Source organism: Trueperella sp., assembly GCF_043424875.1.
Taxonomy (GTDB): domain Bacteria; phylum Actinomycetota; class Actinomycetes; order Actinomycetales; family Actinomycetaceae; genus Trueperella.
The window spans coordinates 1-12,083 of sequence record NZ_JBHWPL010000039.1; the positions used below are offsets into that span (position 1 = coordinate 1).

Here is a 12,083-nt window from a genome sequence, read left to right on the forward strand (position 1 = left end):
GGCCGCGGAACCGAGGGCGTCCTAGACATCGTGGGCGATTTCGATATGAACCCGATTCAAGATGCGATCGTGGACGCCGCCCAGCAGTGGGGGTTGCCGAAGAACGAGGACTATAACTCGGGCGAGCTCGATGGAATATCCAAAATGCAGCTGACCGTGCGAGACAACAAGCGCCTATCCACGTGGGGTGCCTACCTGAAGCCGATCAAGGACCACGAGAATCTCACGATCCTGACCGAAGCCCGCGTTCACAAGCTCCTCCTCGAGGGCACGACCGTGACGGGCGTGCTTGTCGAGGTCGCTGGCGAGATGACGGAGCTCAACGCTGATGAAGTCATCTTGGCCGGCGGTGCATTTGGTTCGCCGGAGATCCTCCTCCGCTCGGGAATCGGCCCGGCCGAGGAACTCAGCGAAGCTGGCGTGGACGTCGTCGTCGATCTTCCCGGCGTCGGCAAGAACCTGCACGACCACCTGCTCTCGCCCGTCATTTTCTCGACGGAAAAAGAGGTGCCGGCCTCGACGGTGGGCGCGGCTGAGACCCACTGGTTCTGGAAGTCGCATCCCGATCTGGCCGTGCCAGACACGCAGCCGATCAATTTCGCGTTGCCGATGTACTTCACCGAGGATCTCACGGGTCCGGACAACGGATTCTCGCTCGTCGCGGGCATCGTTCGCCCGGTCAGCCGCGGCGAAATCACGCTGAGCGGACCCTCGATCAACGATCCCATTTCGGTGGACCTCGGCGCGCTGGTCGATCAGTCTGACGTGGATTCCCTTGTGGCGTCCGTGCGCCAGTGCCGCGAGGTCGGCAGGCAGGAGGCCCTGAAAGAGTGGGGTGCGCAGGAGATCCACCCGGGTCCCGACGTCGATGACACAGACGAGGCGCTCGAAGACTACGTTCGCCGCACTGCGGTGACCTATCACCACCAGGTCGGCACCTGCAAGATGGGTATCGATGACATGGCAGTGGTCGATCCGCGCACGCTCAAGGTCTACGGGCTCGACGGCGTTCGAGTTGCCGACGCCTCCATCATGCCGCTCGTGACCACGGGCAATACGAACGCTCCGTCGGTCATGATCGGTGAAAAAGCGGCGGCGATGATTCTGGGCTAGAGAACCTTCGCGAGGAATTCCTTCGTGCGCGGATTCTTGGGGTGATCGAACACCTCGGTCGGGGTGCCCCTCTCAACGATTCGGCCCTCGTCCATGAGGATCACCTGATCGGAGACTTCGCGCGCGAAGCCCACCTCGTGTGTCACGACGATCATCGTCATGCCTTGGCTGGCGAGGTTCTTCATCACGGCAAGAACCTCGCCAACAAGCTCGGGATCAAGCGCTGATGTGGGCTCGTCGAAGAGCATCAAATCGGGATCCATGGCCAGCGCGCGTGCGATCGCCACGCGCTGTTGCTGGCCGCCAGAGAGCTCGCTGGGGTAGTGCTCGGCGCGATCGGAGAGCCCCACTTGTCCCAACAGGTTGAGCGCGAGGTTCTTCGCGTCGCCGACCTTCATGCCCTTGACCTGCACGGGCGCTTCCATGACGTTCTCTAGCGCCGTCTTGTGCGGGAAGAGATTAAAGCGCTGAAACACCATTCCGATGCTGGCACGCTGTTTGGACACGGCCTTATCGTCGAGCTCGTAGAGTTTACCGTCACGGGCTTCGTAGCCCATGAGCTTTTCGTCGACGACGATCGAGCCGGCCTGGATTGATTCGAGCACGTTGACGCATCGAAGGATTGTGGACTTTCCGGAGCCTGAGGGGCCGAGGATGGTCGTCACCGATCCACGCTCGACGTCGAAGCTTACGCCACGAAGGACGTGCAGCTCGTCGAAGAACTTGTGGACGTCGCGCACTTCAACCATGTTGTTCATTGATCTGCCTTCCAGCGTTACGGGGTGTACTCGACGAACGGGTCATCATGGGTGGTGCCGGCGGCGTTGATGGCTGCTTGACGCGACCTGCGCTGCTTAGCCTTGCCGCGGCGGGAGAGCCGGTCCACGTTGCCGTCCTTGACGCCCTTGCCATAGTACTGCTCGATGTAGTGCTGGCCCACCATCAGTATCGAGGTGACGGCCAGGTACCAGATCACTGCGATGAGCAGCCACGGGATCGGGCGAAGGGCGGCAAAGCCCATCGCGTTGGTGACGTAGGTCAGATCCAGCGTGAAGGGCACAGCGGAAACGAGCGAGGTGGTCTTGAGCATCGAGATGGTTTCGTTGCCAGTGGGCGGGATGATCACGCGCATCGCCTGCGGGAACACGATGCGCCGCAGGACCTGCGAGCGCGACATGCCAAGAGCACGCGCCGCCTCTTCCTGACCCGAGTCCACGGCGTTAAGACCCGAGCGCACGATCTCCGACAGGTAGGCGCCCTCGTTCAGGCCGAGGCCGAGCACGGCGTAGATAAACATGGTGCGCTGGAGATCGCCCGGCACGAGCCGGTTCGGATTCATCGTGAAGAAATCGATGTCCGTCCACGGGATGCCGACGGTGATCGTCGTGTACAGGGTGCCGACCAGACCCCAGAAAATGAGCTGGGTGTAGATAGGCGTGCCACGGAAGAACCAGATGTAGGCCATCGCCACCCAGCGAAGCACGGGGTTGTCGGAGCGGCGCATGATTGCCAGCGTGACGGCAATGATGATGCCAAGAATCATCGCGCCCACAGTGAGGGCGATTGTCCAGCCGACGGCGCGAAGAACCTCTTTGCGGAACAGGTTGTCCCACACGATGTCCCAGTGCCAGTTCGGGTTCGTGATGAGGGCGTTGATGATCATCGCGGCCACGATCGCGACAAGGATCGCGGAGAATAACCGCCCCCATTTGCGTACGGGTACTGCTTCGATGACCTCAACGTTGTCTCGGCGTTCCATATCTTCTCTCTGGTCTTAATCGTGCGTAAGGGTGGGTTGGGGCAGGGTGGCGGCTGTGACCGGAGGGCCTCAGCCGCGGTTGTTAGCTTGCCGGATTTACAGCAACCTTGGTGGAGACGCCTTCGGTGATGCCCCAGGTGGCGAAGATGTCGTCCATGTGGCCTTCTTCCATGAGGTGATTCATGGCGGCTTCCATAGCGTCCGTCAGTTCCTGATCGTCCTTTGCAACGACGACGCCGAAGCCAGCTGAGTCTTCAACCTCGCCAACGCGTTCGACTTGGTTATCGGTAATGGCGACGGCGTAGTCCGCGACGGGGGAGTCGGTGTACATGGCGTCAATCTGGCCGGATGCGACTCGCATGGTGACGGCGGACTGCTCGGAGAGCTGCTGAACCTGAATGGGGTTGTCCGCGCATTCATTTGCGTTCATCTCGGCGAGCACCTCGTCCTGATAGGTTCCAGACTGGACGCCGATTGTCTTGCCGCACACGTCGGCGGGGTCGAAGTTGTTGGGGTTACCGGCCGGGACTGCCCATGCCGAGCCGGCTTCGAAGTACTGAAGCATGTTGACGGTTTCCTGGCGCTCAGCGTTGATCGTGAAGTTGGCGATGCCCACTTCGTAGCGGGTGCCAATGCCGGGAATGATCGAGGCGAATTCGGCCTGCTGGACTTCGTACTCGAGGCCGAGAACCTGGGCAATCGCCTTACCCATGTCAATGTCGTATCCCTGTGGCGTCACGCCGTCGGGAGCGTAGAACTCTGCGGGAGCAAAGAAGATGTTGGTGCCCACGGTGAGCTTGCCATCCTCGGCCACGGCCTCGGGGACCATCGCGGCAATCTCGTCGACTTTCTCGATGCCCGAGAGGTCGGTGGCGAGGTAACCCTCTTGTTCGGTTGTGCCTGCGGAATCCGTGCCGCCGGATTCATCGGAACAGGCGGCCAAGGTCAGTGTCAGTGTGGCAGCGGCAATTGCCGACATCGTGCGCTTCATGTGTCCTCCAGTGTGAAAGTGCGCGCCGCATCGGCGCATCGTCACAGCAAGTATATGCGCGCTCGCGTATAAATATGCGAATTAATGTGTAGTGAGATGGATAACGTGCGGCCGCCAACGCGCTCGCGGATGACGGCTAGAGGGTGCGCTCTTCGCGAGCCACCATCGACCACGCGCGCACGCCGCCTTGCATGCCGGCCATGTTCGGAACGAAATTTGCCCCGGGCATGCGAGCGCGCACGGAATCGGAGATGCGCGCCGCGTTGCCACCGCCGATGTAGAGCGTGTCCCACCGAAAGACCGGCCACAGCGATTCAACAGCCTTGAGCACCCTGCGCGACCAGGCCGAATCGCCAAGCCGGATGCGCTCGTGTTCGCCGACGACGTCGTCGTAGACCAATCCCCAGCGCATCGGCGCGTGGGAAATCTCGAGGTGAGGTGCAAGCTGCCCGTTATCGAGGAAGGCCGAGCCGAGGCCCGTGCCCAGCGTGAGGACGAGCTCGATCCCGCGGCCGGAGACGATGCCAGCCGCGGCCACTTCGGCGTCGTTAAGGATGAGTGCCGGAACGTCGAACCGCGCCTCAACGGCGGCCTGCATGTCCTGGCCGGTCCAGGCTCGTTCAAGGTCGGGCAGGATGCGGGTGTGCGGGCCGGAGCGGCGAATGTAGTGGGGTGTGTAGACGACGACTCCGCGGCGGATCATGCCGGGCATGCCGAGCGTGATGCGGTCAAAGTCAGGGCGCGTGCCGCCACCGATCTCGTCGAGCTGGGCGGTGATGACCTGCAGCATGTCTTCGGGTGAGAAGGGATAGGGAACCGGTGTGCGCACGACCCCGCTGATTTGAAAGCCGCCGGCGTCGAGAAGAGTCGACTTAATACCGCCGCCACCGCAGTCGACGGAGAGCGTAACGAGCTGTGCCTGTGCATCTGATTCCATAGGAAAGACCGTAGCGCAAAAGGCCGATCACTCGAAACTGCGTTTTCCGCGCAATGCCTGCTAGCCGTAGGCTTGGGGCATGAGGATTCGCATCGATCTGGCCTACAACGGCACGGACTTCCACGGCTGGGCCACACAACCTGGCCTGCGCACCGTGCAGGGCGAGCTGGAAGCCGCGTTGTCGATGGTGTTGCGCGAGCCTGTGACGCTCACGGTGGCAGGGCGAACCGACGCCGGAGTGCACGCCGCGGGCCAGACAGCTCACTTCGAGGTCGACGACGCCGGGTGGGCGGCATTGCCCGGGCGCTCGAGTCGGGAGCCGGGCGAGTCGCTCGTGCGCAAACTCAATGCGATCACTGCGCGAGGCGCGGATGGGCCGCCGGGCTATACGGACGTGGTCGTGAAAGCGGCCTACGAGGTGCCCGATGACTTCGATGCCAGGTTCTCCGCGCTGTGGCGACGCTACTCATATCGGATCGCGGATGAGCCACGGGGCTGGGATCCGCGGCGGCGGGACGTGCTGTGGCTGGATTCGCCCCTCGACGTGGACGCAATGAACCGAGCGGCCGCGCCGCTGCTGGGCGAGCACGACTTCCTGTCATTTTGCCGGCCTCGCGAGGGGGCCTCGACCACGCGGACTCTGCGCGCACTGGGCTTCGAGCGAGAAGGCGATGTGATCGTTGGAGTCGCCGAGGCAGACGCCTTTTGCCACTCGCAGGTGCGCACGCTCATGGGCACCCTGATTGAGGTGGGTCGGGGAGCGCGGAGCGAAAGCTGGCCGGCCCAGCGCCTGGCGGAAGCGAGCAGGAACGGCGAGGTCGTCGTCGCCCCCGCTCACGCGCTGACCCTTGAGGAAGTCGGCTACCCCGATGCCAGCGAGTACGGGGCGCAGGCGAGCGCGGCGCGGCGATTCCGTGGCTGAGTGTAGCAAATCAGGGCTGACACATATTTCAGCGGTGCTCACAAGTGCGCGCAATGGTGCAATATCGCGCGAAAGTGGTAGCGAGGTTCACAGGACGGGGTCTGTGCATGGGCCCTAGGTCTGGGTAGGCTAGAGAGTGCAAGGAAGCCCCTTGGTCAGTTGGCCAAGGGGCTTCGCATTGCCAGCGGCAACGTGCCGCAGCCAGAGAACTGGCACCCGGCCACGCGGCCGGCCTAGACATGAGAAAGAGGTGTCATATGAGAATCGCGCTTGTTGCCCACGATGGTAAAAAGCAGGAACTGCTGGAATGGACGCAGTTCAATTTCCCCGTGCTCAAGGAGCACATTTTGTGCGGTACGGGAACGACGGCGACGCTGATTCGTAACGAGACAGGCCTCGACGTCGAAATCTTGAAGTCCGGACCGAAGGGTGGAGACGCCCAGATCGGTGCACGAATCGTTGAAGATCGCCTCGATGCGATGTTCTTCTTCTGGGATCCTGAGACTGCACAGCCTCACGATCCAGACGTCAAGGCGCTGCTGCGCCTTGCTACCCAGTACAACATTCCGATCGCGATGAACCGCGCGACCGCGGACATCCTCGTAGGCAGCCCGCTGTTCTACGAGGAAGGTTACGAACGTAACCTCTACGATCCCGAGGCTCGCGATCCATACCTCGCGATGGAGGTAGCTGAGCACCTGCCGATCGTCTAAGGTGGCGCAGGTTCAAGTGGCGGGGAGTGGACATCCACTCCCCGCCACTGTTTTGTGCTTAGGGCTCCTATGCCGAAACCGGCTTGGCTGCCTCGCTAAACGAAATCTGCGCGTTTGGCGCAACCGGCACGGTCGGCGTCGTGCGCGTGCCCTTCCGGAACAAAAGCTGCTTGAGGTACGGGCGCTTCTTGGGGCCAAGAACAACACTCATGCCGATGCCGACGAAGACGATGTTGGAAAACACGGATGGCCACGCGCCGGTGACGGCCTGCATGACGATCAGCATCGCGCCCGAGGAGACGCACATCGCCTGGTACCGCAACGAATCTGCGGCAAGCTTGCCGACGGAGACGAGGAAGTATGCGACGAGGTAGAGGACGGCTCCGATCCAGCCAAGGCTCATGGCGATTGAGGAGAGTGCTTCGTTCATGGCTCTATCTTCACCGCGCGGTGGGTTAATGACAATTGAAGTTATCTTTAGATGCGATTAAGTTTTACTTCATGGGCATATCGGTGCAACGTCTTGACGTTCTCTTGGCAGTTTCTAGAGAAGGTGGAATACAAGCGGCGGCTGACGCCATGGGTATCTCACCCTCCGCGGTAAGTCAGCAAATCCGCAAACTTGAGCGGGAAACCGGGGCTGATCTGCTCACGCGCACCCCCTCCGGGGCCGTTTTAACTGAAGCTGGGAAAATCGTGACCGCCGGAGCAGAAAGGATCGAAAGTGAGCTCGATCGCACCCAGCGCGAGCTCCTCGAATTCGCCAACAAGCCCACGGGCACGGTTCGGCTCTCGGCCTTCCAGACCGTCATTCGCAGCCTCGTGCTCCCCAACCTCGGGCTGATGGCCGAGGAAGCCCCCGGCATCGACGTTCACATCCGAGAAGCCGATTCCGACGAGGCTCTGGCCGCTTTGCGCCGGGGGACGACCGACGTCGCCGTGCTCGAGTTCGACTCGGAAGTTCCGCGCGAGCCGCGGGGAGTGAAGGTGCTGCCGCTCCTGCAGGAGCCGTGGTACGCCGTCTACCCGGCGCGCCTAGCCACCCCACGTGATCCGCGCGAACTAGCGGAGACTACGTGGCTCGGCGTCGATCGAGAGACGGCCGGTTACCGCGCCACCATGCGTCTATCACACCTGTGGGGCTTCACCCCGTCCACGAGCTACGTCTACAGCGACTTCGACGTGGCTCTTCACATGGTGGCCGCCGGGCTGGGAACCACGGTCATTCCTGAGCTTGGGCTGCATGACATGCCAGAGGGCGTCGAAGCGCGCGTGCTGCCAGGCCTTGGCACGCGGCGCCTCGTGCTGTGCGTATCAGCGGCTCAATCGCGCCAGTCGGACGCCGTGGATCTCACGTGCAAGGTCCTGCGCCAGATCGCACTTGCCCACACGGAACAGGAAGAATCGTCGGCCACGCGGCCTCCGCAGGCAATGGGAACGCCGCCCCAGTGATGTTCGGGACGGCGTTCGGCGGCGGAGATCAGCCGCTCTAATTGGATTCCGGGTTGGCGAGGCGCTCGCGATTCTTCAGCACGTCAATGGCGAGCTGGAGTGAAATCTCGAGCGAATCCTCGTCGATGCCAAAGCGCGGGTTGTGGTGGCCGGCGTCGAAACCCTTCTCCGGATTACCAGCACCAACGAACACGTACGTTGCCGGCGCCACGCGGGAGAATTCGGCGAAGTCCTCGCCACCGAGCATCGCTGGTTCGGACACGACCTTGCCGGGATAGCGCTCCTCGGCGAGCTCGCGCACAATCGCGGTGCGCTCCGGATCGTTCCACACCATGGGGTAGCCCACGAGGTAATCGAGCTCGACGCTCATGCCCGGGTTTGCCCGCTCAGCAGCGGCGACGAGGTCGGCCATGACCTCCTGAACCTTCGCCTGGACGTCGTCGTTATGCGTGCGCACAACGCCACCGATCTTGGCGATGGGCGGGATGACGTTGAGAGCGTCAGCGCTGCCGGCCTCCATGAACGTCGTCGTGACGACGGCGGGCTCGAGCCCGTTGACGCGAACCGACGCGATGCTCATGAGCTGGAGCGTCATATTCGCGGCCGCGACCGTGGGCGAGACGGAATCCTCGGGCGTGGAGGCGTGTGCTCCCTTGCCGGTGAACGTCATTTCCCACAGATCGGAGTTGGCGGACGCGGCGCCTTCCTTGATATCGATCTGGCCGATCGGGAGGGTCGACCACAGATGGAAGCCGTAGATGTAGTCGTAATCGTCGAACAGGCCGGTCGTCACCATTTCCTTCGCGCCGCCGGGAGGAGTCTCCTCGGCGTGCTGGAAGATACCCACGATCGTGCCGGTCATATCATCGAGGTTGTCCTCAACCCATGCCATAGCAGACAGGATGACGGCCATGTGCCCATCGTGGCCACACCCGTGCATGCGGTTCTCGTTCTTCGAGGCGAAGTCAAGATCGGGGCGATCCTCGCTCATGATGAGGCCGTCAATATCCGTGCGCAGGCCAACCTTCGGGCCGGGGCGTCCCGTGTCAAAGACGGCGAGAAGGGAGGTGGGGGTGGGATTCGAGAGCTCGGCACTCGGCGCGCGCTCCGTCAGAACCTCGCGCAGGTATTTCACGGTCTCGTGCTCGTCGAACGACGCCTCCGGATACATGTGGAGGTGGCGGCGCCACGTAATCATGTCGTCAACGTATGCGGATGTATCACTCATGAGGTATCCCCTTCTGCTGGCTTACTTTCGATGGTAGGCGCTCGCGGTGAGTCTCGCCGGTCTTTTGTGGCGGTCGGGGCCGGGCGGTCCCGGGCATAAAAAAGTGCGGTGGCGCCGGGCAGCTGTTACGCCGAGCCGGGGCCACCGCACTCTAGTTAGAGCAAGATCGGGCCACCTGGTCCCACCGGGATGCCGATGAGGAACCAGACAATCATCATGAGTGTCCAGACGACGCCGAGCGCTATTGAGTACGGCAACAGCGTTGCAATAAACGTTCCGATTCCGATCTTCTTCACGTAGCGTTGCGCCACCGCGAGGACGAGCGCGAAGTACGGGAACATCGGTGTAATCGGGTTCGTGATGCCATCGCCGATACGGTAGATCATCTGCGTGAACGCCGGATGGTAGTCGAGCAGCATCATCATCGGCACGAAGATCGGGGCGAGGATCGCCCACTTGGCCGAGGCCGAGCCGATGAAGATGTTGACGAATGCCGACAGGACGATGATGCCGATAATGAGCACCACGCCGTGCTGACCCTCGAGCAGGTTCGCTCCGTGGATCGCGAGGATCGCGCCCATGTTCGACGCCGTGATGTAGGCAAGCATCTGCGAAGCGAAGAACACGATGACGATGAACGAGGCCATCTGAGCCATCGACTCGGTCATCATGCGGGTCGCATCAGAGGACTTCTTAATCGTGCCAGCCTTGATGCCGTAGACCAGACCGGGAACGAAGAAGAAGATCGCGAGCAGAAGGCCAATGCCGCTCATCAGCGGGGAGGACGTCGTGATCGAACCGGTCTCCGCGTTGCGCAGGAACGAGTTCTCGGGGATCAACGCAACGACAAGCAGCACGACCATGACGAGGATCGACACGAACGCCCAGCGGTTGGCCGAGCGCTGACGATCGGTAGTTTCAATCTCGGTGGAGCCGACGTCGTCGCCCTCGGACGGGTCATAGACGCCAAGGCGCGGGATCGTCACCTTCGCCGTGATGAACCACAGGACGGGCAACAGCACGAACACCGACGCCGCAATGAAGTACCAGTTCATCGCCACGTTGGTTTCGATGGTGGGGTCGATCAGCTCTGCGGCCGGCTGCGTGAAGCCTTGGACCAGAGCGTCCGACATGCCAAGCATGAGGTTTGCGGCGAAGCCGCCGGTGGCCGAGGCATAACCCAGCGCAATACCCGCGACCGGATGCCACCCCATCTTCAAGAAGAGCATGGCGGCCAGCGGTGGCAAGACGATCGGGGCGGCGTCGCCCGCGATGTTGCCCAGCAAGCCGAGGAATGCGATCGAGGGGATGATGAGAACCTTGGGGGCCGACGTCGCCGCATTTTGCAGGGCGACCTCGAACCAGCCCGAGCGCTCCGCCACGCCGATGCCGAGCATGACGATCAAGACCATACCCAGAGGCGGGAAGGCGCCGAAGTTCGAGACCGAATCGCCAATGACGATGCGCATACCATCCGTGCTGAGAAGGTTAACGGCGGTCAGCGTTTCCCCGGTGCCGGGGTGAACCGCGCTCCAGTTCGCCAAGCCAGCAACAGCCGACAGGACGAGAACGCTCATACTGAGTAGGAAGAAAATAACAATAGGATCAGGAAGCTTGTTTCCCGACCACTCAACGACGTTCAGGAAGCGGTCGAGAAGACCCTTCTTTTTGACGTCTTGGGATGATTTTTCGCTCATTGAGAGCCTCCTAGTGCTAAGAGTTCCTCCGATGCTAAGGGACTTTCGGCGCAGAGACGAACGCTCCCAGAATCTGGACATACGCTGCGTTCCCCGTGAACCGGCGGACGGTGCGCGTCCGGGTTTGTTGTCAGATGAATGGATTGCGGTAGCGGGGGCCGCGGGTTTTCGGGACGTGGTGGGCGGCCCAAATCGCTGGTATTTCAACGATCACGACGACGTCGCCCGCAGCCTTCGTCGACCGCGCCGGGATGCGCGTGCGTGGTTTGCGCCTTCCGGAGCCTCGACGTTTCATCGACTCGGCGATCGTTTAAACTCGTTTGGACCTCGCGAGGGGGAGGGTGCTGGGAATACGTGCAACGCTCGTGATTTGGGTTCCAACTCCGACTTTTCAGGATAAATCGAGCATGGCGAAGGGTGATCGGGTGTCCCGGGCGTGCGCTGAGCGAGTGCCTCGAGCGCCTGCCCGTTGAGTGAGATACTGCCGCGTGTTTTCCGCATTGGTTAACCCCGCCACAGACAGGGGGAGACCTTTGACCTCGTTACGGCGCCATGACTAGACTTGAAAACCGTTGTGCCCTGATGCTTATTCCCACTCGTCATGGTGCGGCGAACAAGATTTGACCATTGGCATATAGCGGTTAAGCCATTCCGCTAGCCAAACTTTAGAAGAAAAGGCTACGCAAGTGCGCACTTTTACACCGAAGGCTGGAGACATCGAGTCCAAGTGGTACGTCATTGACGCCACCGATGTTGTCCTTGGCCGCCTGGCAGCTCAGGTTGCCCCTCTGCTACGTGGGAAGCATAAGCCGACCTTCACTCCGAACATGGATTGTGGCGATTTCGTCATCATCATCAATGCGGACAAGGTCGCACTGACCGGCATGAAGCACGAGCAGAAGATGGCCTACCGCCACTCCGGATTCCCGGGTGGACTCAAGGCCACGTCCTACGCTGAACTCCTCGAGGAGAACCCCGAGCGCGCCGTCTACAAGGCTGTCGCTGGCATGCTCCCGAAGAACACTCTTGGACGTAAGCAGCTGACGAAGCTCAAGATCTACCGTGGAGCTGAGCACCCGCATACCGCTCAGCAGCCTGAGGTCTTCGAACTCAAGCAGCCTGTCAAGTAACCCTGGCCAGAATTTTATTGAAGGAGAACCGTGGCAGAGACCACCGTCGAAACTGAAGAGCTTGAAGATGTGAGCTCGTACACCACCGAGACTGCAGAGGAGCAGAGCGGCCAGGGTACGTCCCTGACCGCTCCTGGTGCA

At 61.6% G+C, this 12,083-nt stretch carries 12 protein-coding genes; 5 read left to right on the forward strand and 7 right to left on the reverse strand.

Annotated features, from left to right (window positions below; translation table 11 throughout):
- Positions 1-1,113, forward strand: a 1,113-nt coding sequence (locus tag ACHFFR_RS03345; RefSeq protein WP_394262861.1) for a GMC family oxidoreductase, incomplete at its 5' end; no start/stop codon positions are given.
- Here the strand turns inward: ACHFFR_RS03345 and ACHFFR_RS03350 are convergent.
- The 4 genes from ACHFFR_RS03350 to ACHFFR_RS03365 all read right to left on the reverse strand — a co-directional run bounded on the left by ACHFFR_RS03350 (position 1,110) and on the right by ACHFFR_RS03365 (position 4,800).
- On the reverse strand, positions 1,110-1,871 hold the full coding sequence (locus tag ACHFFR_RS03350; RefSeq protein WP_394262862.1) for an amino acid ABC transporter ATP-binding protein: 762 nt from the start codon (positions 1,869-1,871) through the stop codon (positions 1,110-1,112). The two genes, ACHFFR_RS03345 and ACHFFR_RS03350, sit on opposite strands and share 4 nt — an antisense overlap.
- A gap of 17 nt (positions 1,872-1,888) precedes the next feature.
- On the reverse strand, positions 1,889-2,872 hold the full coding sequence (locus tag ACHFFR_RS03355; protein WP_394262863.1) for an amino acid ABC transporter permease: 984 nt from the start codon (positions 2,870-2,872) through the stop codon (positions 1,889-1,891).
- 82 nt (positions 2,873-2,954) lie between these two features.
- Positions 2,955-3,863, reverse strand: coding sequence for an ABC transporter substrate-binding protein (locus tag ACHFFR_RS03360; protein WP_394262864.1), 909 nt, complete (start codon positions 3,861-3,863; stop codon positions 2,955-2,957).
- 136 nt (positions 3,864-3,999) lie between these two features.
- The gene (locus ACHFFR_RS03365; protein WP_394262865.1) at positions 4,000-4,800 is read right to left on the reverse strand and encodes an ROK family protein; all 801 of its coding nucleotides are present in this window, start codon (positions 4,798-4,800) and stop codon (positions 4,000-4,002) included.
- Between the two features lie 79 nt (positions 4,801-4,879).
- Between ACHFFR_RS03365 and truA the strand changes: the two genes are divergently transcribed.
- Together truA and ACHFFR_RS03375 are read left to right on the forward strand one after the other, a co-directional pair.
- The gene (gene truA / locus ACHFFR_RS03370) at positions 4,880-5,722 is read left to right on the forward strand and encodes a tRNA pseudouridine(38-40) synthase TruA (RefSeq protein WP_394262866.1); all 843 of its coding nucleotides are present in this window, start codon (positions 4,880-4,882) and stop codon (positions 5,720-5,722) included.
- Between the two features lie 257 nt (positions 5,723-5,979).
- A complete protein-coding gene (locus tag ACHFFR_RS03375; protein ID WP_394262867.1) occupies positions 5,980-6,435 on the forward strand; it encodes a methylglyoxal synthase in 456 nt (151 codons plus the stop codon).
- A gap of 67 nt (positions 6,436-6,502) precedes the next feature.
- Here the strand turns inward: ACHFFR_RS03375 and ACHFFR_RS03380 are convergent, their stop codons facing one another.
- Positions 6,503-6,865 carry a hypothetical protein gene (locus ACHFFR_RS03380; protein ID WP_394262868.1) on the reverse strand — a complete coding sequence of 121 codons (363 nt, stop codon included), beginning with the start codon at positions 6,863-6,865 and terminating at the stop codon, positions 6,503-6,505.
- Between the two features lie 71 nt (positions 6,866-6,936).
- On the opposite strand from ACHFFR_RS03380, the gene ACHFFR_RS03385 reads away from it, so the two are divergent.
- Positions 6,937-7,887, forward strand: a complete 951-nt coding sequence (locus ACHFFR_RS03385; protein WP_394262869.1) for a LysR family transcriptional regulator — start codon at positions 6,937-6,939, stop codon at positions 7,885-7,887.
- Between the two features lie 37 nt (positions 7,888-7,924).
- Here ACHFFR_RS03385 and ACHFFR_RS03390 read toward each other — a convergent pair whose 3' ends face one another.
- Complete coding sequence (locus ACHFFR_RS03390; protein WP_394262870.1) at positions 7,925-9,115, reverse strand: M20 family metallopeptidase; 1,191 nt, start codon at positions 9,113-9,115, stop codon at positions 7,925-7,927.
- Positions 9,116-9,270: 155 nt separating this feature from the next.
- Complete coding sequence (locus ACHFFR_RS03395) at positions 9,271-10,812, reverse strand: AbgT family transporter (RefSeq protein ID WP_394262871.1); 1,542 nt, start codon at positions 10,810-10,812, stop codon at positions 9,271-9,273.
- Between the two features lie 686 nt (positions 10,813-11,498).
- On the opposite strand from ACHFFR_RS03395, the gene rplM reads away from it, so the two are divergent.
- A complete protein-coding gene (gene rplM / locus ACHFFR_RS03400) occupies positions 11,499-11,942 on the forward strand; it encodes a 50S ribosomal protein L13 (RefSeq protein ID WP_394262872.1) in 444 nt (147 codons plus the stop codon).
- The last annotated feature ends 141 nt before the right edge of the window (positions 11,943-12,083 follow it).